The organism is Coleofasciculus sp. (assembly GCF_046539235.1).
GTDB lineage: Bacteria > Cyanobacteriota > Cyanobacteriia > Cyanobacteriales > Coleofasciculaceae > Coleofasciculus.
The window spans coordinates 1-21710 of sequence record NZ_JBKHHI010000069.1 but is presented as its reverse complement, the minus strand read 5'-3'; the positions used below and the strand labels follow the sequence as shown (position 1 = coordinate 21710).

At 45.8% G+C, this 21710-nt stretch carries 17 protein-coding genes and 1 pseudogene; 8 read left to right on the top strand and 10 right to left on the bottom strand.

Going from position 1 to position 21710, the window contains the following annotated elements; all coding sequences use genetic code 11:
• Positions 1–678: 678 nt before the first annotated feature.
• The 4 genes from ACLFWI_RS08745 to ACLFWI_RS08730 all read right to left on the bottom strand — a co-directional run bounded on the left by ACLFWI_RS08745 (position 679) and on the right by ACLFWI_RS08730 (position 5587).
• Entirely contained in the window at positions 679–2715 is a 2037-nt protein-coding gene (locus tag ACLFWI_RS08745) for a CHASE2 domain-containing protein (protein ID WP_446412621.1), read from the bottom strand.
• Between the two features lie 11 nt (positions 2716–2726).
• Positions 2727–3557, bottom strand: a complete 831-nt coding sequence (locus ACLFWI_RS08740; protein WP_446412620.1) for a hypothetical protein — start codon at positions 3555–3557, stop codon at positions 2727–2729.
• Between the two features lie 88 nt (positions 3558–3645).
• Positions 3646–4134, bottom strand: coding sequence for a universal stress protein (locus tag ACLFWI_RS08735; RefSeq protein ID WP_446406921.1), 489 nt, complete (start codon positions 4132–4134; stop codon positions 3646–3648).
• Positions 4135–4417: 283 nt separating this feature from the next.
• Positions 4418–5587: a pyridoxal phosphate-dependent aminotransferase gene (locus ACLFWI_RS08730; RefSeq protein ID WP_446412619.1), complete on the bottom strand. Its 1170-nt coding sequence runs from the start codon at positions 5585–5587 to the stop codon at positions 4418–4420.
• A gap of 468 nt (positions 5588–6055) precedes the next feature.
• Here ACLFWI_RS08730 and ACLFWI_RS08725 point away from each other — a divergent pair, with 468 nt between their 5' ends.
• Positions 6056–6448: a J domain-containing protein gene (locus tag ACLFWI_RS08725; RefSeq protein ID WP_446412618.1), complete on the top strand. Its 393-nt coding sequence runs from the start codon at positions 6056–6058 to the stop codon at positions 6446–6448.
• A 95-nt stretch (positions 6449–6543) separates the two neighbouring features.
• Positions 6544–6876, top strand: a complete 333-nt coding sequence (locus tag ACLFWI_RS08720; protein ID WP_446412617.1) for an EamA family transporter — start codon at positions 6544–6546, stop codon at positions 6874–6876.
• Between the two features lie 172 nt (positions 6877–7048).
• Here ACLFWI_RS08720 and apcB read toward each other — a convergent pair whose 3' ends face one another.
• Positions 7049–7558 carry an allophycocyanin subunit beta gene (gene apcB, locus ACLFWI_RS08715; RefSeq protein WP_446412616.1) on the bottom strand — a complete coding sequence of 170 codons (510 nt, stop codon included), beginning with the start codon at positions 7556–7558 and terminating at the stop codon, positions 7049–7051.
• A gap of 457 nt (positions 7559–8015) precedes the next feature.
• Between apcB and glnA the strand changes: the two genes are divergently transcribed.
• The 4 genes from glnA to ACLFWI_RS08695 all read left to right on the top strand — a co-directional run bounded on the left by glnA (position 8016) and on the right by ACLFWI_RS08695 (position 11923).
• A complete protein-coding gene (gene glnA / locus ACLFWI_RS08710) occupies positions 8016–9437 on the top strand; it encodes a type I glutamate--ammonia ligase (RefSeq protein ID WP_446412615.1) in 1422 nt (473 codons plus the stop codon).
• Between the two features lie 165 nt (positions 9438–9602).
• Positions 9603–10676: a class I SAM-dependent methyltransferase gene (locus ACLFWI_RS08705; RefSeq protein ID WP_446412614.1), complete on the top strand. Its 1074-nt coding sequence runs from the start codon at positions 9603–9605 to the stop codon at positions 10674–10676.
• 230 nt (positions 10677–10906) lie between these two features.
• Complete coding sequence (locus ACLFWI_RS08700; RefSeq protein WP_446392335.1) at positions 10907–11410, top strand: YbjN domain-containing protein; 504 nt, start codon at positions 10907–10909, stop codon at positions 11408–11410.
• A 156-nt stretch (positions 11411–11566) separates the two neighbouring features.
• Positions 11567–11923, top strand: coding sequence for a response regulator (locus ACLFWI_RS08695; RefSeq protein WP_446412613.1), 357 nt, complete (start codon positions 11567–11569; stop codon positions 11921–11923).
• 104 nt (positions 11924–12027) lie between these two features.
• Here the strand turns inward: ACLFWI_RS08695 and ACLFWI_RS08690 are convergent, their stop codons facing one another.
• From ACLFWI_RS08690 to ACLFWI_RS08675, 4 genes and pseudogenes are all read right to left on the bottom strand, one after another.
• Positions 12028–12216 carry a hypothetical protein gene (locus ACLFWI_RS08690; RefSeq protein ID WP_006097802.1) on the bottom strand — a complete coding sequence of 63 codons (189 nt, stop codon included), beginning with the start codon at positions 12214–12216 and terminating at the stop codon, positions 12028–12030.
• A gap of 70 nt (positions 12217–12286) precedes the next feature.
• A complete protein-coding gene (locus ACLFWI_RS08685; protein WP_446412612.1) occupies positions 12287–13204 on the bottom strand; it encodes a response regulator in 918 nt (305 codons plus the stop codon).
• Positions 13205–13265: 61 nt separating this feature from the next.
• Positions 13266–14114 (bottom strand): response regulator, encoded by an 849-nt coding sequence (locus ACLFWI_RS08680; protein WP_446412611.1) that lies wholly within the window; start codon positions 14112–14114, stop codon positions 13266–13268.
• 329 nt (positions 14115–14443) lie between these two features.
• A pseudogene (locus tag ACLFWI_RS08675) lies at positions 14444–14671 on the bottom strand (DUF7219 family protein).
• 315 nt (positions 14672–14986) lie between these two features.
• Here ACLFWI_RS08675 and ACLFWI_RS08670 point away from each other — a divergent pair.
• Both ACLFWI_RS08670 and ACLFWI_RS08665 read left to right on the top strand, forming a co-directional pair.
• Positions 14987–16582 (top strand): efflux RND transporter periplasmic adaptor subunit, encoded by a 1596-nt coding sequence (locus ACLFWI_RS08670; RefSeq protein ID WP_446412610.1) that lies wholly within the window; start codon positions 14987–14989, stop codon positions 16580–16582.
• A gap of 157 nt (positions 16583–16739) precedes the next feature.
• Positions 16740–19874 (top strand): efflux RND transporter permease subunit, encoded by a 3135-nt coding sequence (locus ACLFWI_RS08665; RefSeq protein ID WP_446412609.1) that lies wholly within the window; start codon positions 16740–16742, stop codon positions 19872–19874.
• Positions 19875–20099: 225 nt separating this feature from the next.
• On the opposite strand, the gene ACLFWI_RS08660 is transcribed toward ACLFWI_RS08665, so the two are convergent.
• Positions 20100–21572: a hypothetical protein gene (locus ACLFWI_RS08660; protein ID WP_446412608.1), complete on the bottom strand. Its 1473-nt coding sequence runs from the start codon at positions 21570–21572 to the stop codon at positions 20100–20102.
• Positions 21573–21710: the final 138 nt, after the last annotated feature.

Here is a 21710-nt window from a genome sequence, read left to right as displayed (position 1 = left end):
CGATCGCGTGTAATATCGCTCAGAATAACCAATCCGTTTTACTTCGGCGACAATCGTCTCTAACTCTTGCACCACAACCATTAGAGCCAACAACCCCAAAAGGAGCGATCGCGCTTTTGAACTCCCAAAGATAGACCCAAGTCTGAATCCGAGTTCCTCCTTAGGTTCGAGTGGGATTCCACCTTACGAGTGATGGTTTCACCTGCCCTGTGTTGATAGATTAGTAATAGCAAAGGAAAACGGCACTGGATGGAGGTTTTTCCACTGTGATCCATTGTCGGACATCGAAGGAGAGCGACGTCAGATGTCTGGACAGTGCCTGATAAGCGATAGCTGAGGCGGTTGTGGAGTTTTTGTCGCTTCCTCCACTTTGTCACTACCAACGGGGGACTAAACTCCCCATCAGAGTGGTCAGAGGTAGTGGACGCCTAGAGTCGTGACTTTTAATAAATTGAATATATCACTCAAACTGTCTTGGTTAATGTCCAAGGCGGTTTGTGTTATGAGAATGATACGAATGACTAATGACAAAGGACAAATGACAATCCCCACTGTTAACTTTAATTTTTCCTGGTAAGCTATTTGTCATTTAAACGTTATAGCTAATAACGGCGAAATTATTGTAGTGCGTTTAGCGAAGCCATGCCGCAGGCTTTGCATCTTGCTCGCTACTAATACTTAACCCTCTTTTTGCTGCAAAAATTCCTGTAAATCCCTCTGCACCTGCTGATACAATTGCGGCGACTCACCCTTTAACCCAATTAAACTATATAACTTCACCGTCCCCGCCCGTCCTCTTACCTCTTCTTCCCCCACTGACACCACCTCAACCTCATCTTTGACAACCTGATACAGAGAATCGGTAATCAAAATATCTGTGCCAAATTTTTTGGTTAACCCCTCTACCCGACTGGCTACATTCACCGCATCCCCAATCACTGCATATTCTCGACGACGCTGAGAACCAATATCCCCAGCAATCAATTCCCCATAATTAATCCCAATCCCATTAAATAACGGAATTCGTTCTTCCTGACGCCATTCCTTGCGTAGCTGATGCAAGGCTTTTCGCATCCCTAATGCTGCACGAATGGCATTCATCGCATCGGTTTCTTCCCCCTCAGATACCGGACAACCAAACTCTGCCATTACCGCATCCCCAATGAATTTATCCACGGTACCGCCAGCATCTAAAATCACCTCAACCATGTCATTAAGATATCGATTCAGTTGTCGCACTAATCGGACAGGTGAAATTTGGGAGGAAAGGGTGGTAAATCCGCGAATGTCGGAGAATAAAATAGCAGCTTTTAATTTACGTCCTTTGAGTAATTCCTGATAATCATCGTGCTGCTTGAGAATTTCTTGAACGACAGGTGCGGCGACATACCGTTCTAAGGTACTGCGGAAGCGGCGTTTTTCAATTTGATCCCCAATGAAAAGTGCTGTAAAGTAGGAGAAACTATTGAGAGTCATCGCGATCGCCGGGACGGCAATGGGGAAAATCAGTCTGGCGCTGCTATAGCCTAAAAATGCTAGTCCCACCCAAACCCCTGCCATCCCCAATCCCCAAAACAAGCTTGCCGCAGTGCGTCGGGGGAGTTTATACAAGAAGATAGCGGTTCCCCCAACCAAGACAAACACAAACAATCCCTCTAGCCATGGATTCGGGATAGCGACAGCGATTGAACGTCCTTCCATTAAGGTGGCGATCGCGTTAGCATGAAGCTCAATTCCTGGCATGTTTAACTGGATAGGTGTAGGCACAAAATCACCGATATTTTGCTCATCGGCTGTTGTGCCAATCAAGACAATTTTGTCTTTAAACGTTTCTTCTCGTAAATGCACGTCCCATATATCAGATGCCAGCACCTGCCAAAATGGAATCGTGGTAAAAACATTTTGATTCTGAGTCGGTGTTCCGTAGAAAAAAACCTGACTCCCTTTTGGGGGTGGATAGCTAATATTTGCCACGTTTAACGTCGCTTTAGCAAATGAAGGAATTTTTTCTAATCCCAACGGTTGCAGAATTTCCCGGCTGTATTCATTCCCCAGCCGATACACGTTCCCATCCACCTCTGGGGGTAAAAAGTTAACTAAACCCAGTTGTACCGAATCTGGATAAAGTTCGGGTAACGGCTTATATAATTCAAGCGTGGTAAAACCTTGAGGATCAATGGTATCTTCGTAGACAGCCGCTAGCACGATGCGATCGCTATACTTGGTTAATGCTTGTTTAAAGGGCTGATCATCCTCAGTACCATACCCACTAGGAAGATCAAACAGTAAATCAAAGGATACTGACTTCGCACCCGCCGCCATTAAACGTTCAAGCACCTCAGCATAAGCCGTTCGCTTCCAGGGAAACGGTGGTGTTAGTAAATCGACAACTAACGCTTTATTCGGATCAATGGGATTGCTGTAACGTTCTGATGCCGTCAACGATTGATCATCGATCGCTAAAATTACAATATCATCAGGCGGTGCAACGGGTCCGCGCAATTCAATGAACCACTTTTGGCTTTGGCGTTCCGCTAGCTGTACAGGCGTCCCCTGCCAAACCGTTACCAAAGCACCCAAAACCGTCCAGAATCCCATTAGCATCAAACCAATTCGTTCGGGAAGCCAAAACGGTTGGGAATGACTCCGGCGACGCCGTCGGATGCGTTTTCGTCGTTGTTTTTCCAGCCATTGCCACCAGTGATTCATCGCCATGACTCCAACAATTAAAAGGGATTGGGAATTGACGGCAAATTGTCTCTCAATACATCGGGAACCTCTATTTGCGGAAACTGCTCATTCAAAACCTCTTCAAGTTTATCAATTCCCGGAAGTTGGATATCAAACCCTTTAAACAAAGCCCCCGTGACAATTTCTTCAATTTCCGCTTTTGACAGGTCTATTACCGTCCCTAACACCCCCTCCGGACTAATATTAATCCCTTGACCTTGACGTAACAAAACAGGCTGGGGGTTCCACAAATTATACCGTTCGCTCAATGCGACTTCGCCCTGTAAAACCTTCACTTGTGCTTGTTCATTTTCATCTAATTCCATCAAATAAACAGTTCCCCGCGTCACCGCGGTAATCGAACCGACACATCCTTGCGCCCCCGAAACGACACTTCTACCACTTCGCAGCCGCACACAGCGACTTCCCACCGTGAGTGCCGAATTTTGTCCTAACCGCACCCCCGCATTGTTATTAAAGAGCAAATTTACCCGTGCTTGTTTGGTACTCACTGTTTGTCCCAATGTAGCAACCGCATTAACTTTAGCGGGTTTGTTTTGGATATACGCTTGATTTTCCCCTAAAATTTCTACAATTTTAGCTTGACTAATTCTTTGCGCTGATGCTGGCGGATTGTACCATCCCAATGCCATCACGATTAACAAACCACTGATAAAACTGACCAAAGATTGCCGCCTCAATCTTCTCCCTGGCATCAACGTCTTAGTTGTCTCACCGTGATTCCCTCCTAATTTTACTCTCTGGGTTAAACTGAGAATCTGTTTCTTGAAATTAACCCAACTTCTCAGCCTAAGTTTATCGTTCATAGACGCTGATTAACGTTAAATTTTTGTCCAAGCTCTATAATATCAAAGACTTAGACAGGTCAAAGGCTTACCAACGACACAAGACCAACTAGGTTTCCGACGTTTCATTCGCAACCCCTTGCACCACTAAAACAGAACAAGGAACATGGTGAAGCACATGATTACTGACACTGCCTAAAAGCACTTCAGTTAAACCCCGACGACCTCGACGACCAATAACCACTAAATCAGCATCCCAACTTTTTACCAAGTCTCGAATTGCACTCCCAGCATCTCCAATTTTACACGTCCATTCTGTTGGCACACCTTCATCTGTTGCCTTCTGACAATAGCCAGCTAGCCATTTCTGAGTTTCATCCGTCTCCTTTCCCATTTTTTCTTGCATACGACGGGAGAAGTCAATCAATTCTCGACCAAACATATCTCCATAAAAACCTACACCTTGGTTTTCTACAGGCAAGCAATGAAAGATCATCAATGCTGCATTTTCTTGTTTAGCTAGATCTAGGGCTTGGGTAAAGATTCCCTCAGTTTGAGGGGAATGATCAAGGGCGACTAATATTCTTTTATAGGTCATCAGTGTTATCTCCTAATTTTTAAGGAACAGTTGTAAGTGTTGATTGTTTATCCTTTGCTTCGCTAGTTTGACATAGTTTTGACCCTTGGCTTCGTTCAGGTAACCTAATTTGTAGGGGCGGGTTTAGGGATTTTCGTTTCGCTGTTGATGACAACGTTTATTCAAAACCCGCCCTGACTGCACCTAGAACCTCATGCCCTTATTCATGTACAGACGCGCCATGGCGCGTCTCTACTGGCAGGTTATCTCTGCCAATCCGCGCCTTCACGAAGTAAGGCGCGGTTCATGAACTTAACTGGCGAACAAATTTCTCCAATCGATCCATACCCTTTTCAATGGATGGCATATCAGTAGCATAGGACAGACGGATACAGTTATCGACACCAAAGGCAATACCGGGAACTGTCGCTACTTTCTCAGCCTCTAAAAGGCGATTACAAAACTCTAGGGATTGGAGTCCAGTTTTGCTAATATCGGCAAAGACGTAGAACGCGCCATTGGGTTGAGAACAACGAATTCCCGGAATATTATTCAGGCGTTCGTATATGACTTGTCGGCGTTTAGCAAAGGCAAGGCGCATTTCTTCTACACAGTCTTGGGGATTTTCCAGGGCGGCGATCGCGCCATACTGGGCAAAGGTACAAACATTAGAGGTACTGTGGCTTTGAATTGTGGTAATCGCCTTAATTAAATCCACAGCACCGGCTAAATACCCCACACGCCAACCTGTCATCGAGTAGGCTTTGGCAAACCCATTACTGGTAATCGTGCGCTGGAATATATCTGATCCAATAGCACCAATACTCAAATGTTGAGCGCCATCGTAAAGAATCTTTTCATAAATTTCATCTGAGACGACTAAAATATCCCGTTCTACAATCACTTGGGCAAGGGCTTTGAGTTCCTCTGGGGTATATACCATCCCGGTGGGATTCGAGGGGGAATTAAGCACAAATAGCTTAGTTTGGGGCGTAATCGTCGCCTGGAGTTGCTCTGGGGTGATTTTATACCCCGTTGACACATCCGTTTGCACAATGATTGGCGTACCCCCTGCCAGTTTGACCATTTCCGGATAAGAAAGCCAATAGGGGGCGGGAATAATCACTTCATCCCCAGGTTCAATCAGCGCTTGCATTAAACCAAACAGGGAATGTTTACCGCCATTGGTGACAATGATATTGTCCGGCTGGTACTCTAACCCATTATCTCGGCGCAGTTTATTCGCGATCGCTTGCCGTAATTTCGGTTCCCCAGCCGCCGGTCCATATTTGGTTTTCCCCTCATCTAGGGCTTGTTTCGCCGCCGCCTTAATATGAGCCGGGGTATCAAAATCCGGTTCCCCGGCGCTGAAACTACATACGTCCAAGCCATCGAGTTTCATCGCCTTGGCTTTGGCGGAAATCGCTAGGGTGAGAGAGGGAGAGACTTGACCAACTCGTGCTGCTAACTGCATTTTTACTCAACTTAAACGACTAGACGGTGTTTGAAAAGCACCTGAAAAGTTAGGGTAAGGGCAGGTGTGGGTTGTGGGCGAAAGGTTCAAAGCATTATAGCGATTTCTCAACCCGCCCCTCCTCTGTGCAGACACCTTTTTCAACACGCTCTCTTGGAAATATACTACTTGATCTCCGTCTAATTACCTATTTTTCACCCCTCCTCTAGATTAGTTAGGGTCATTCAACTTAAAAACGGGCAACTTGATATTATATGACATATATCGCTATAAAAACCCTCAAGCTCTAAGTAATTGAGTGAACAGGAGGATTTAAAATTGTTAACTTACGTTAACGAAAACTTACAAATTATATTTTTCCTAAACTGATGTATTTTTTTGCATGGTTTCAGCCACAACAGCAGAGAACTTGAATTACTATTTTTATCAATATCAAGATATTGCTGTCAGTCGTGAGGATGGTTGTAGATGTTAGACGTAGAACGATACTACCGAGTCTTAGACCTAGACCCTAATGCCTCACCCGAGGAAGTCCACCAAGGGTATCTAGACATGACGTGGGTATGGCATCCTGACCGTTTTGTGGGTCATCCCCGTCTACAACAGAAAGCCCAGTACAAGTTGCAAGAACTGAATGAAGCCCATGAACGTTTGCGTTCTCAATCGGCGGCTAATGGTAGAAAAATGGGTCGTAAGTCAAAATACTCAGCCTCACCACCGCCAGCCCGTCATGCACCATCCCCAGGTTTATCCAAATCGCCAACCCAACGGAAGCCCGGAAAAAGCACTCCGCGAACGGTTAACACGAGTAGACCCAACGTTAGTTTTAAAGCTGATCCCATCGATGATTGGTTAGATTAAAGTGAGTACTCATCAAGCACCCATTCTTTGAGGAATTGTTTTATTTTGGTGACATTCAGATTAAAATAGTTCTATGATCATTGGAGAATTTTTCTGTGAATGCCTACTTTGCTTTAGTTATTTCTATTATGATTGGTATCGGTGGGCAACTAAGCCTTAAAGCTGGCGCTATGCAGGGTATTGGTAATAAGCTTTTCTTTCTTCAGCCCTACATTATTGTGGGATTATCGTCTTATTTCTGTGCTGCCCTTTTCTATATATTTGCCCTTAGGGAAATCCCTGTTTCTGTTGCTTTTCCCAGCGTTTCAATTAGCTACGTAGCGGTGGCTTTTTTGGCTCATTTAATTTGGGGAGAACCCTTTGGCATCAGACAGGTTCTCGCCCTAGGATTGATTGGTCTGGGGATCTATACTTTATCCCAAAAGTAAATTATCTGAGAAAACTAAGTTCGCACCCAAAGAGCATCACATCGAAGTATTTTGAGGGTTTTGGTGTCAGTTGTAGTCCTTGTCAATACCCTGAAGAGACATTGAATATGTCCCTAATCACCTGTTCCCCCATCACCAACAATCTGGATGTAACCCTTTTGGGTGCAAAACCTTAAATATCGCTTTCGCTTAATTCACGAGTCATGTAGTCGAAGGGTTGATCCACAAATGCCGTATTAGTCACTCCAGCAGCAGCGACTTGTTCTTTGACGATATCTTTCATAATTTGGATACCGCGAACAGTTGGACCAATTGGAACCCCCAAGGAATTGTAGGTTTCCCGTAACCCTTGCAAAACTCGTTCGTCTAGGACATCCATACTCCCAGCAACCAGTGCATAACTGGCATAGCGGAGATAATAGTCCATATCCCGCAGACAAGCAGCATAGCGACGAGTCGTGTAAGCATTACCACCCGGACGAATCAGTTCCGGGACGTCTTCAAAGAGTTGCGATCCTGCCTGCTTGACAATTGAGGCTGCATTAGCATTGACCACAGCAGCAGCCATGATTCGGGCTGTACCACTGTCAAAGTAAGATTTGAGTAAATCGATCGCATCGCGATCGAGGTAACGACCGCTAATATCGTAGTTTCTAATCAGGCTTGTAATCGCATCCCGCATGATTTGGCTCTCCCAATCTATATATCTTTATCTATTTATATTGCCAGTTATTGCGACGCTCTCATCAAAAGTCTCTGGAATGAGAATTCCTGCACCATTCTTGATCACACTTGATCACATAAGCTGGACTGCCCAACTATTGCTCCCAAAGCAACTTGGCTTATCTAGACCAGAATACGTCATTGTTGAGCGGATTGACAAATAGGGGACGGGCAATCCTGATCATTTTGTAATATTTAATACAATTTAATCTTTTTCTTAGGATATCAAGGATCAGGAAATGAGATTCTGTAACTTTGGATACAAAAGCTCCCTCAACCTCTCCCTAGGATGAGTCAGATGAACAGGAGACAGTTTTCAAGCCCAATCAGGTTGTTGAGGTCGGTGAGAACTTCAACTGCCCCACCGTTATTTGAACTTTTCTAAACAATAGCCCACTTGACAAAAGGAGTCATTCATGCCAGAAACGCCACAAGAAGTCTTGAAAATGATTCAAGATCAAGACATTAAGATTATTGACCTCAAATTCATTGATCTGCCAGGGATCTGGCAGCACTGCTCGTTTTACTACGATCAAATAGACGAAAGTGCTTTTGAAGATGGGGTAGCCTTCGACGGGTCAAGTATTCGCGGTTGGAAAGCCATTAACGAATCTGACATGGCAATGGTGCCCGATCCAAAAACGGCTTGGATTGACCCATTCATGAAAGAAAAAACCTTGAGCATGATCTGCTCAATTAAAGAACCTCGCACGGGTGAATGGTACAGCCGTGACCCCCGCACCATCGCCCAGAAGGCATTAGACTTTTTGAAGTCTACAGGACTTGGGGATATTGCCTTCTTCGGTCCAGAAGCCGAGTTCTTTATCTTCGACGATGTTCGCTTTGATCAAACCGAGAGCAAAGGGTTCTACTATGTAGACAGCGTGGAAGGGCGTTGGAATTCCGGACGGGAAGAAGCTGGCGGTAACCTGGGATATAAACCGCGCTACAAAGAAGGATACTTCCCCGTCTCGCCTACGGATACGATGCAAGACATGCGTACCGAAATGCTACTTACCATGGCTCAATGTGGTGTGCCAATTGAAAAGCATCACCACGAAGTTGCCTCTGGGGGACAGAACGAACTCGGTGTCCGTTTTGCACCAATCGTGGAAGCCGGTGACTTCTTGATGGTGTACAAATATGTGATTAAAAACGTCGCCAAGAAGTATGGCAAAACTGCCACCTTTATGCCCAAGCCAATATTTAACGATAATGGTTCTGGGATGCACACTCACCAGTCTATCTGGAAAGAGGGGAAACCCCTGTTCTTTGGCGATGGCTACGCTGGGTTGAGCAAGATGGCGCTGCATTACATTGGCGGTTTACTTAGACATGCGCCTGCTTTGTTAGCTTTAACCAACCCAACCACCAACTCCTACAAGCGCTTGGTGCCAGGGTTTGAAGCACCTGTGAACTTGGCTTACTCCCAAGGAAACCGTTCCGCCTCTATCCGGATTCCCCTGTCTGGTGACAATCCCAAGGCGAAGCGGATGGAATTCCGTTGTCCTGATGCTACCTGTAATCCCTATATTGCCTTTGCCGCGATGTTGTGTGCAGGTTTGGATGGGATTAAGAATGAAATTGATCCGGGCGAACCGTTGGATGTGGATATTTATGACCTCTCACCCGAGGAATTGAGCAAAATTCCCTCAACTCCTGGTTCTCTGGAAGCTGCTTTAGAGCATTTGGAGAAAGATCATAGCTTCTTGACCAGTACAGGTGTATTCACAGAAGACTTTATCGACAACTGGATTGCCTACAAACTCGACAATGAGATCAACCCGATGCGGTTGCGTCCTCATCCCTATGAGTTTTCCCTCTACTATGATGTCTAGTCTTAGCACTTAGCACAAAATAACCCAAAAAGCCATCCCTAGGGGTGGCTTTTTTCCTGCCTACATCTCCCCTCAACTCTAGGATTGACTCTTTAAACTTTTCTAAACTTTTAGTTACAATAATTTACAAATGGCAATCAGGTAACAACAAGCTTGATCACTCTTATGGCTGATACTTTGACAAAACTGGCATATCAAACATTCCAGCAAGGAAAAGCGGCTTTTGCGCTGGTACACAAAAACACAGCATTACAACTACGGAATCTGATTAATCCCCCAATCAATCAGCTTAGAGCCAAACCCCTCTCTCCAGAAATCCTGCAACTACTTCGGCAAAGGCTTGATCAGATTCTGGAAACCGATTGGCAGGATGTGGAGCGGGGCGTGTATCCTGAAAGCCTGCTGTTTGATACCCATTGGCAAGACTTCTTTCGCTACTATCCAGAGATTTGCCTGGATTTACTGAATATCTGGGAGAGGGTCAATCAGAATAAATATCAGGAGTTCTCGCCAGAGATTGATATACAAAATTATCCGAACTACTATCGGCGCAACTTCCATTACCAAACCGATGGCTACTTGAGTGATACCTCAGCCAACCTGTATGATTTGCAGGTCGAACTTCTGTTCAATGGTGCGGCTGACCCGATGCGACGGCGCGTACTTGCACCGTTAAAGGAAGGACTCAAAGCCTTTGATGCAGTTCCTCCTCAACAAATTAGAGTTCTCGATGTAGCCTGTGGCACAGGTCGGACTCTGAGGATGATTCGGGCAACTCTGCCAAAAGCGTCTCTAGGTGGCATAGATTTATCTCCGGCTTATTTGCGTAAAGCTAATCAACTCTTATCGGAGACTCCGGGAGAATTACCCCAACTGATGCAGGCGAAGGCGGAGGAACTGCCATATCGAGATAATTATTTCCACGGTATCACCTGTGTGTTTCTCTTCCACGAACTACCACCGTCTATACGTCAGCGCATCATTGAGCAATGCTTCCGTGTGATTCAACCGGGAGGAGTGTTTGTCATCTGTGACTCAATTCAGGCGATTGATTTTCCCCAATTCATGCCCATGATGGAAAACTTTCCTGCTATGTTCCACGAACCGTATTACAGACACTATATTACCGATGATTTAGTCAAACGCCTCACTCAGGCTGGTTTTGAGGCAATTACAACTCCAAACCACTTTATGAGCAAGTACTGGATTGCTCATAAGCCTGAAGACGCTACTGTGTAAACCTTTCTCTAAGATCCCCAACTTCTTGAAGAAGTCGGGGATTGGGATTCCTGGGCATTCTGCTGTGAAGTTAACTATTTTATGGATCGATCTCGATAAAATAAGCTTGAGGGATATTCCTGTATCCAGGACACCAAATCTTGCGATTATGGCGTGAGATGAATTGCCGGATTAGCAAAATACCACGCCTTGTGTTATATACAATTGTCAACTCCTATAGAGAAACCTTTATGACCACTAAAAAATCGAATCCAGAAACGGTCTCTACAGAAAGCTTGTCAACCGAGGAGATTGTTTCCACGGAGTTTATCCAAGACCAGACTACCGTCAACTATGTAGAAACGATTGAAACAGTCATCTCCAGCCTGGAACAAGATGACAGCGCTATGGTAAGCCATAACGACGAAGGCTATCTCTGGAAGTTTAAGTATGGTAGCGTAGAAGTCTTTGTCCAGTTAACAGGTTCTACAGACGAGGATACATTCACCGTTTGGTCTTCGGTGCTGAACCTCCCGGCTGAAAAAGAAGCCGAATTGATGCGTAGGCTTCTGGAAATGAACTGGTCAGATACCTTTGAATCCCGTTTTGGGATTGTCGATGATCAAGTGGTGGTGTTATCGTCACGCACGGTGGCTGAACTATCGCCGGGAGAAATTTCTCGGGCGATTACCATTGTTGCCACTATTGCTGATGATAATGATGAAGCGTTACAAGAAGAGTTTGGCGCGGCTTGAGTTGTACTACAACCAAAATCCGCCTCTACACCGAACAAGGTGAACTCTCAGCCTGCTTTCCTCCTACACTAAATGCTTACGCATTATAGTGTAGGTTTCCAAGCCTCACGACTTGGGAGGTCTTACCAGAGGATGTCAATCTCTCTATCGTAGCTGGTGAAAATTTTATTTATCGAAGATAACGACTTGAATCGGGAAGCAATTAGTGAATATCTTGAGTTGCATGGGTATGAAGTTTGTGCTAGACCCGATGGCGCTAGTTTTTTAGATGTGGTGAGAGAATTTAAACCTGATTTAATTTTACTGGATCTTAAGTTACCGGAGATTGATGGCTTTACCTTGATGGAACAACTGCGACAATCCCAATCGTTACAAGTTCCCCTGGTCATTCTTTCAGCACTTTCCTTTAACTCAGATAAACAGCGAGCATTTGAACTGGGGGCTTGCCGTTTTTTGGTGAAACCGACGATGGTGCAGGATATTCGGCGTGCGATTCAGGAGGAATTGAAATAATTGGCACGTCTGTTTTCTGGTAGGGGCGGGTTTAGACATTTAATTTAGATACTCCCCAATAAATGAACAACTTGCACCCGCCCTCTTCAGCAACAACTGGTGTTCTATTCCGACTCGGATTGGCGTTGCTGTTGAATAAATTCCTCAATAATCCGGGTAAGGTTATTCACAGATTCTCCAATTTGAGTGAGTCGGGTTTCAGTTTGAGATAGTCCGAGTAGAGTATTTTGCAGTTGGTTGCCTAAAATGTCGATCGCGTCTCGATACTCTCTCTCTAATTCTTCCAGAGTCATGGTAGAACCTCAACGATTGATTGAGTTCCAGTCTGGATGCTCAATGTTAGCGATCGCGTCTATGCTATGTTCAATTTGTGTTCATCAAAAGCGCGATCGCGAGTAAGTTGCTCAGATTAGTCAATCGCTCTATTGTCGGCTGATCCCAATGGCGTGGTGTTATGCATTGATGGACACACAGCCCCCCTAATCGTTGACCGTGACTGATTAAGGGTACAATTAAAACGGCTTTGGCTTTTAACGGAGTCAGTTGCGCGATCGCAACATCTGAGAGTTCGGTTTGCTCAATATCGTCAATCGCGACAATTTGCCCCTGTTGGTACACTGTCTTATATTCTTCCTCTAAACCGGGATCAGCAAGGCAAAGTTCTAGCACCGAGGGATATCCGGGGGCGACGGATTCCACAATCGATTGCTCCCCTAAGGTATAAAGGATAACTCGTTCAACCTCTAACTGAACTCGCAGCTTCGCTACGGTGAAATCCAACAGCGTTAACACAGGAGTAGATTTACACAAACGCTGGAGAATTTCTGCCAATAAAGCGTCCCACTGTTGTAAACTCTGCAATTGCTGGGTAGCTTGTTCCGCCTGTGTCAAAGCTTGAGCCGCCGCCAAGAGACGCCGTACTCGTTGGGAGAGAACCGCCCAATAGATGGGTTTGGTGATATAATCCGTTGCACCTACGGCAAAAGCACGATCCACGGAATCTTGATCATCCAGAACCGTAATCATTAAAATCGGGATGCGATCGCCTCCTGGTAGAGAACGCAAACGCTGACAGCAGGTAAAGCCATCCAATCCCGGCATAACTGCATCCAACAATACCATGTCTGGCTGATAATGCATATATTCGCTCAAACACTGCTCCCCATCCTTCGCTTCCACGACGCCATACCCTTCTTCTGTCATCGCTAAATTGAGTAATGAGCGCATGGAACGATCATCATCAACGATGAGGATTAAAGGTTGATCAGGCTGAGAATCCATAGTAGGAGGGTAGGAGGGTTATCGACCAAAAGTTACACCGTGGACTTATACCAAGACAGAATTACTTATGGGTAGGTTTGTCTAGGTTTTTAGAAATTAAAGCAGTTTTCACCTTCTCATACTCTACCTTTACCTGAACCAGTTGCTCAGCAGGGACTTCACTCATACCCGCACTTGCTAAGTTTTCCAACTCCTTGCACATAAGGGAAAGGGTGACAGCACCCAGATTCGCACTACTCGAACGGAAACTATGAGCCGCCTGTCTTAGAGCCTCTGCGTCTTGGGTTGCGATCGCGGATTGAATGGCTTGGAGTCGTTCGGGTGCATCTTCTAAATAGTCCCCCACAATTTTATCCAAGACAACATGGGCTTTTGCTCCCGCTAATTTCTCTAAGGATTGCCATACCTTGGCATCTAATACCTCCGACTCCCTATAATTCAATGTTTGCGGCACAGGAAAAACGCCTTTCTTGTCCCCCTTATCTCCCTCTTCTTCTATATTTAACCCCCCATTACTATCCGATAGGTTTTGCAACGCCTGAAGCAGTTTTGGCAACTCAATCGGTTTAGTCATATAGTCATCCATTCCCGCCGCCAAGCACTGTTCTCGATCGCCCCGCCGAGCATAAGCCGTAAGCGCAATAATCCGAGGACATTCGCCAGCCGCCCACTGCTCACGTATCTGGCGAGTCGCGGTTAAACCATCCATTTCTGGCATTTCCACATCCATAAACACGACATCATAAGACTGGCTATGCAAAGCCTTTAACACTTCTGCACCGTTACTCACGACATCAGCCTGATAGCCTAATTTCTTTAGCAAAAGTACGGCAAACTTCTGATTCACCCGATTGTCTTCCGCTAGTAAAATCCGTGTTTTATGGCTTTTTGTTAAAGATGTGGTTTGCATTGGGTTATGTCTGTTATGTGAACTTATTTCTGTCTCTTATTTATTGTGTATGTAAGAAGGCTAATGAGATATACGCCAGATTGCCGAATTCTCCATGGCAAATCGACGTAATTTTTGTTGACATTTGTCTCGACCCGCCGAATAAGTTGTTCAGGACTACTGATTTAGAGTGGATTTCCGAGTTGAGTTCGCCACATCACCCTTAAGGGTTGATTGGGATCACTGATTTTCTGTGTACTGACCCGTAACCTGTCATGCATTTAAATTGACATTAAGGTTTAAAAATGCCGAACACCTTAAACCTTCTATCCTCTGCCTTTTGCTAGGCTCTAATCAATATCCAGAAGATGTTGACCCGATTGTTGTAACTGCTGCCAAAGGTCTTGAATTTGAGCATAAGCCTGTTCCGGAGGCAATTTTCCCGACGTTTGTAGGTTGCAGATGGTGGTCACTCGCTGGGCAAATTATTGTAAATTGGCATTAAAGACCAGATAGTCCGGTTTCTTATGACCATAGTAGCGACAACGAGGATATAAAAAATTCAGGCGATCGCTCATTTTGGGCTTCTCCCAGATTCTTGAAATTTTCTGTCTATTAAAACTCCTATTATTAATCAAAAACCTGGATATTGACCAATCGTTGTGAACATTTCTTGACAGAAAATTTCTTGGGTTAGTTCATATTCAAGATGACGGTAGCAATGAAGCCCGGATTCATCTGCCTAAAAAAAATAGGTAGTTTTGTAGCTTATGTTACTGCTGATAGGGGCATAAGCCTAGTCTGCCAAACTCTATCTTAAAGAAGAGGAGATATTCAAACGCCTGAGTAACTATAAAATTAAGACCTTCTATTGTCGTCACAGTCAGGTTTCCATGCCTTCAGAAAACACCACCGCCACTCCTGATCAAGGGAATACTTATGTTGATAATGGCAATCAGCAACACAGACAGGATAGCCAAGCAACTGCCAAAAAACCACCCCAACAACCTGAAGCTGACCAAGAAGATTTAGATGAGAACAAATCCCCCAAGTCTTCTCAGCTCAAAACCAAGTTAAAAAAAGCATGGTGGCTGATTCCCCTGATGGGGTTAGTGCTGGCAATTGGGGGTGTATCGGTGATGCGCCTGTCGTCTAAGGATGAAGAAGCCGCTACCACCACTCAACCCTCCTCCCTATCCGTGCGGGTTACCCCAGCCCAATTAGAATCGATTCGCGCTTGGGTATCCAGTGAAGGGAATGTCCGGGCGACTCGATTTAAACATCTAACCTTTGACGTAGATGGCGATGTCACCTATATTGCCAACCGAGAAGGGGGGCGACAATTACGAGAAGGCGATCGCGTCCAAAAAGGGGAACTGCTTGCCCGAATTGATGATCGGGAACTCCAAGCCCAGGTGAGCAAAGCCCAAGCGGCTGTAGCCGAGGCGCAAGAACAGAAAAGCGTCGCCACTGCTAATCTCGCCCAAGCCCAAGCACAAGTCGCCCAGGCGCGTTCTCAAGTCCAGCAAGCCCAGGCGCAATTAGCTAAGGCGCGATCCAATCGGGATCTGGCTCAAAGTCAACTCGAACGCTATCGACTCCTTTATAACCAAGGTGTTGTTTCCGCCAGTGAATTTGATACCCGCCAGAATACACTACAAGACGCCCAAGCCCAAATTCAAGCTGTCCAAGCTCAAGTTAACGCCGCCCAAGATCAAGTTAACGCCGCCCAAGCCCAAGTTCAAGCCGCCAGAGAACAGGTGGAAGCCGCCGAAACGGGCATTACCACGGCTCGCGCTCAACTGACACAGGCGAATGTTGACCTAGAAGGGACGCGACTTTACGCCCCCTTTGATGGTGTTGTCGCCTATCTGAATATTCGCGAAAACGAGTATTATACCCCTCAACTCGTCTCCACCCAACTGGCAGGAGATTATCAAGGCATTTTAGAGCGAGTACCGATTGTCGTCATCGATCCTAGCCAAATTGAAGTCATTGCCGACTTCCCCGCCTCCAGTGGACAGCGGATTCGTCCCGGTCAACCTGTCTACATTGTCTCAGAACTCGATCGCTCCGGTGAACGTCCCAAGCAAACCATCATTGAAAACGCCCGTGCTAAAGGAGAAGTATTTGCCGTCAACCCCGCCGTGAGTCCAGGGGGGCGATCGATTCAAGTCACCATTCGGATTACAAACACCACAACTAACCTGCAACATGGGGAACAAGTTTCAGCTTGGATTGCTGTGGAAGAAAAGAAAAATACAGTCGTTGCTCCCCTAGATGCCTTTGTTTATCGTGATCAACAACCCTATGTCTTTGTCGTCAATCCAGAAGAAGGAATCGTGGATCAGCGTCAAATTGTACCCGGAATTACAGGCATTCAGCGGCGAGAAATTGAGAGTGGTGTTTCCGCCGGAGAACTATTAGTCACTGAAGGACAAAATCGTCTAGTAGATGGCACACCTGTCGAGATTATTGAACGCAATTAATAAGGAAGATGGGGAGATGGGGGACACCTCGACTTCGCTCGGTGTGTCAGATGGGGTGATGGGGTGATGGGAGACAAAATTTCTATAGCCTATTACCCTGTTCCCTATTCCCTAACCAATGACAAGTGACCAATGACAAATGACAGACAAATGACAAATGACCAAACCATCACCGATATCTCGTTTCTTTTTCCTCAAACCCGTTTTTGGTATTTTGTTAAGCATGCTGTTGGCAATTGGCGGGTTTCTGGGTTACGCGGCGATAGTTAAAGAAGCCAACCCTGATATTAATATTGCCATAGCGACAGTCACCACAACCTGGGCAGGGGCTGATCCGCAAACCATGGAACAGCAAGTGACCAATGAATTAGAGACAGAGATTCAATCCGTTGAAAACCTCAAACAACTTAAAAGTGCCTCATTCAGTGGCTTCTCCATCATTCAGGTAGAATTTAACTCCGAGGCGGATGTGGATCAGTCAATTCAACTGCTACGTGATGCCGTTTCTCAAGCCGAACCCAATTTGCCCAGAGAGGCAGATCAACCCGTTGTTGAACAAATTTCCTTTGATGATGTACCAATTCTTACCATTGCCCTATTTGGTGACCTTGACGCCACCGTTTTAAACTTGGCGGCGGAACGGTTGCAAGAACGATTAGAAAAAGTTTCTGGCGTTAGCGAAGTCAATCTGGGAGGGGCGCGGGATGAAGTTGTACAAGTTCAGCTTGACCCCAGTCGCTTAGTCGCGCTACAAATTCCACCCACAACGGTTGCTAATCGCATCCAAACCGCTGACCGCGATGTGCCTTTAGATCAGGTGGAGAGTGAGCAAATTGGCACGCAGGTGCGCTTTTATGGACGGTTTCGTCAATTAGATGATTTACGGGAATTGCCGATCACTCGTCTGGATGGGCGGGTGGTTCGCTTAGCAGAAATTGCCACGGTTCGTCGAGAGTTGGAGGAAGAAGAAAGTCGGGCTTTTATTAGTTGGCAGGGAAGACAATTTGAACCTGTTATTAGTGTGGGAATTAAGAAAGTCCCTGGACAGGATTCAATTGAAGTGATTAATCGGGTTCTAGCAGAAATTGAAGCCGCCCAGCAGAATCCAGAACTCTGGTTCCCTGGGATGAAATATCGGGTTATTTCTGACGATTCAGAAACAATTTGGGAAGACTTAGAGAACTTATTTACAAATGCTTTGCAGGCAATGGCAGCAGTATTTGTGATTTTGTTTATTGCCTTGTCTTGGCGAGAAGCGTTAATTGCGGGACTGTCTATTCCCCTAACCTTTTTGGGTGCATTAGCAATTTTATGGTTAACAGGTCAAACGTTAAATACGATGGTACTGATTGGCATGGTATTGTCGTTGGGATTGTTAGTGGATGTTTTCATCTTAATGATGGAAGGGATGCACGAGGCAATTTTTATTTCTAAGTTAGGTTTTAATCAAGCGGCGCTGAAGACGGTAAAAACCTATGCGCCTCCGGCGTTTTCCGGTCAGTTAACTACGATTTTGGCAATGGTGCCGTTGATGGCAATTAGCGGGACAATGGGTAAATTTGTTCGCTTGCTGCCGATTACGGCGATTATCTGCCTGCTGCTAAGTTTTGCGATCGCGATTTTGGTGGATGTTCCTTTATCTCGTTTTTTGTTAGCTGGAGTCAGCAAAGAAAATAAAACCTCCCGCATTGACAAACTCAGTGAAACCGCCTCGGAACGGTTTACTCAGTGGAGTTTGAACCATACCGTTCGCAATCAAACCACTGCCCGGGCTTGGACGGCGGGAACTATCGCTTTATTCCTCTGTGCCGTCTTTGCCTTTACCCAAATTCCCACGGTGTTTTTTCCAGACACCGATGGACGTAATTTGAGTATTAATGTGGAAATGCCACCGACAACTACGCTGGCAACCTCACAAGAGGTGGCGGACGAATTGGGTAATTTTTTACGTTCTAAAGACTATTTTGAAAGTGTGATTAAATATGTCGGACGACGCAGCACTTTAGTCAGTTCGGGGGAATTGCAGCCCACCCAAGCCAGCTATTTAGTAGGATTTGATGCGGTGTTTCTTCCCGAAAAACAGCGGCAGTTTAACTCCTTTGAATACGTGGATAAGCTGCGCCCCCAACTGGAAGCAGCGCTGACATCTTATCCCGGTGCCACCTTAGTGATCAACAGCCAACAAGCCGCCAAAAATGAAGACCCGATTCAGGTGGAAATTACCGGGAACAATATGAGTGAATTGCGGCGGATTTCTGGGGATATCCAGTTGGCATTGCGGCAAATACCAGGGACAACCGATGTGCGCGATAATTTAGGCGACTTGCAACCGGAGTTGAAACTAATTCCCGAACGCGAACAGCTTGATTTTTATGGGATTAGTGAAGAGCAACTGGCGGCACAGGCACGTTATTATATGACCACTAACGATGTTGGCGATTTTGTCCTTGGTGGAAATGAGGAGGATTTAGAAATTCGCCTGAGTACAGAGTGGGCTTCACGCGGGGGAGAGGTTGGGGGTCCGACTCGCCGAGATGAACTCTTATCCGTGCGCTTCTTTGGCTCAAATCCGGATCAGCCTGTGATTGCAGCAGACTCGGTGATTGAGACAGTGCAGGGACAAACCCCGTTATCGATTACCCATCGAGGGGGAGAACGCACCGTTACCGTATTGGCAAAAGTCGCCAGTCGCACCGTGGGCGAAATTCTCAGTGATTTAGAACCGAAATTGGAACAGATGCAGCAGTCGTGGTCTCCCGGTTACCGTTACCAGTTTACCGGGGAAGCGGAGGAACAGGCGGAAACCTTTGGTTCAGCAGGTCAGGCATTGATTTTAGCAATTATCATGGTGTTTGCAGTGTTAGTGCTGCAACTAGGTTCATTTCGCCAGCCGTTTATTATTCTTTTGGCAATTCCCTTTGCCTTAATTGGCACAATGGGCGGGTTTTTTCTGGCTTCGATTCCCTTTTCCTTTCCGGCGTTTATTGGGGTGATTTCTTTGGTGGGTATTGTGGTCAACGATGCCATTGTTATGGTAGATACGATGAACCACTATGAACAAGAGGGAATGAACGTGCGAAAAGCGGCGGCTCATGGGGTATCTGACCGTTTGCGACCGATTTTGACGACGAGTTTAACTACGATTATTGGCTTGATTCCCTTGGCGCTGAGTCAGGCGACGTGGATGCCTTTATGTAGTGCAATTATCTTTGGTTTAATTGCGGCGACGTTGAGTGCGTTGCTGGTGGTGCCTTGTTTGTATTTATTGTTAACGCCGAAGCCGTCTAATTAGGGAATCGGGAACCCCTTTTTGAGGCGATTGAAATCGCTGCTACACAAACTTTCGTCCGCCTGCGCGGACTAGATTATAAAGGGGGTGGCTAACCCGGATGTTGTAGAGACGTTGCATGCAACGTCTCTACCATAAGATGCGTCCTAACCGCCTTAGCGATCGCTATAGGTTTTTGTCCCAGTAGGTGCTTTGTAGGATTCTTTTTTGATGAGTTTGCGGACGAAGTTAACGAGTGCGATTTGACCGTTTTTGCATCCACCAAACTATCAGACCGACAGGAAGCGCTATGAGAACTCCCACGATTATGTGAAACAGTACGTCAAGGAAATTGTAGTAGGAAAGATAAATGGGAATGACAGCTTCAGGGCTATCCGAGGGTTGATTTTTAGTGATAATTGTTTTTACAGGTTCAGAAGTGACTTGAGAGGAGATACCACTGACAGCTAAACCTGTGCTGACAACGGCAATTAACAATTCTAATCGTTGTTGTCGTTTTTGAGCCGCCGATTCTGTGGCGCGATCGCTCTCGGCTTGTTCGATGTCTACTCGTCCCTGGATGGCGGTTAGCGCTTTTTCGAGTAATCCGGTTCCGTGTTGGAAGTAGCCTAAATCGGATTGAATTTGTTCGGTGAAGAGGCGGTAGTCTTCGTTGAAAAAGTGGGACAGGAAGCTGATATCTTCGGCTGGGAGTTTGCTTTGAATATCGTTGAGTTCTCGCCTGTAGTTTTGGGCGTTGGTGTCAATCGTGAGGCGATAGCGGTCTAGTTCACTGATTAATTGAGAGTAGGATAAGTATTTTTGAGGGATATCTTTTAGGTATTCTTTGAATTGATTTAGTTCGTCTGGAGTGAGTTGTTTATCGACGGGCATTTCCTGGAAGATTGTATTGATATAGGGTTCGATCGCTTGATACTCTTGGCGAACTACATGATGAACCTGACGGCTGAGTTGGTAAGCGGTGACGACTTTGTTTAAATAACAAAACAGATTAACGAAGGATGAATAGTGGTCGATAAATTTATCGCTGCTTTCGGTTTCACAGAAGACCCAAATTAGGATATGGCAGTAGTCTTTTTCTTGAGTGGGAACGCCGTATTCAAAGATGGGACTACCAAATAGCTGACCTTCTCGGTAAAAGTTAGGAAAAGGATATTGATTGGGGATGAATTCTCTTAAGCAATTATCTGCAAGTTTCCTGAGTTCTTGGCGATTTTGCGGCGATTTCCAGGGCAACCACTGTTTTTCTTCGGTGTACCAAACGGTTAGGAGTAGGGTTTGACCGAGGGAACTCCCAATTTCACTGGGCATTAAGCAGCCAGAAGGGTTGAGGAGTTCAAGAACGTTGAGGTCTAGGGGGTTGGTTTTCTTCTGATTTTCGTCAAATTCGGGACGGCGGAGGTTGAGAGCGAGGACGTAGGTATCGTGAATGCGGAGAGGTGTGGCAAGTCCGGCAATGGGTAGGGGTGTGCCATCTAGGAAGATTTTACTCTCAAAATGGAGAGCCACATCATCGTCGGTTTTATCTTTGAGTAGGTCAACTCGATATCCTGCTCGTTCTTCAATTTCGAGGGGTTTAGTAACGCCAAATCGTTGAGAGAGGATGTTGTTGCATTTATCCCAGAGTAGGTTAGGCGGATGGCTGTCTTTCAGGTGAAAGGCAAATAAATGGACGTTGGGGGCGTAGATTTTGCTAGCCATTGCTCTTGTCTGAGTCAGGTTTTTTTGACTCGGATTTGAGTTTGTCTTTAACCTGCTGACTCAATTCTTGGAAGAAGTTGGTGGTGCGAGTGGATTGATTGGCTTGGGAGGGTTTGACTTTTTTGAGTTCGCGATCGC

Bases quoted from the DNA above. Each gene is read 5' to 3' on its own strand.
- ACLFWI_RS08745 (WP_446412621.1), bottom strand. From the start codon at position 2,715: ATGGCGATGAATCACTGGTGGCAATGGCTGGAAAAACAACGACGAAAA.
- ACLFWI_RS08740 (WP_446412620.1), bottom strand. From the start codon at position 3,557: ATGAACGATAAACTTAGGCTGAGAAGTTGGGTTAATTTCAAGAAACAG.
- ACLFWI_RS08735 (WP_446406921.1), bottom strand. From the start codon at position 4,134: ATGACCTATAAAAGAATATTAGTCGCCCTTGATCATTCCCCTCAAACT.
- ACLFWI_RS08730 (WP_446412619.1), bottom strand. From the start codon at position 5,587: ATGCAGTTAGCAGCACGAGTTGGTCAAGTCTCTCCCTCTCTCACCCTA.
- ACLFWI_RS08725 (WP_446412618.1), top strand. From the start codon at position 6,056: ATGTTAGACGTAGAACGATACTACCGAGTCTTAGACCTAGACCCTAAT.
- apcB (WP_446412616.1), bottom strand. From the start codon at position 7,558: ATGCGGGATGCGATTACAAGCCTGATTAGAAACTACGATATTAGCGGT.
- glnA (WP_446412615.1), top strand. From the start codon at position 8,016: ATGCCAGAAACGCCACAAGAAGTCTTGAAAATGATTCAAGATCAAGAC.
- ACLFWI_RS08705 (WP_446412614.1), top strand. From the start codon at position 9,603: ATGGCTGATACTTTGACAAAACTGGCATATCAAACATTCCAGCAAGGA.
- ACLFWI_RS08700 (WP_446392335.1), top strand. From the start codon at position 10,907: ATGACCACTAAAAAATCGAATCCAGAAACGGTCTCTACAGAAAGCTTG.
- ACLFWI_RS08690 (WP_006097802.1), bottom strand. From the start codon at position 12,216: ATGACTCTGGAAGAATTAGAGAGAGAGTATCGAGACGCGATCGACATT.
- ACLFWI_RS08685 (WP_446412612.1), bottom strand. From the start codon at position 13,204: ATGGATTCTCAGCCTGATCAACCTTTAATCCTCATCGTTGATGATGAT.
- ACLFWI_RS08680 (WP_446412611.1), bottom strand. From the start codon at position 14,114: ATGCAAACCACATCTTTAACAAAAAGCCATAAAACACGGATTTTACTA.
- ACLFWI_RS08670 (WP_446412610.1), top strand. From the start codon at position 14,987: ATGCCTTCAGAAAACACCACCGCCACTCCTGATCAAGGGAATACTTAT.
- ACLFWI_RS08665 (WP_446412609.1), top strand. From the start codon at position 16,740: ATGACCAAACCATCACCGATATCTCGTTTCTTTTTCCTCAAACCCGTT.
- ACLFWI_RS08660 (WP_446412608.1), bottom strand. From the start codon at position 21,572: ATGGCTAGCAAAATCTACGCCCCCAACGTCCATTTATTTGCCTTTCAC.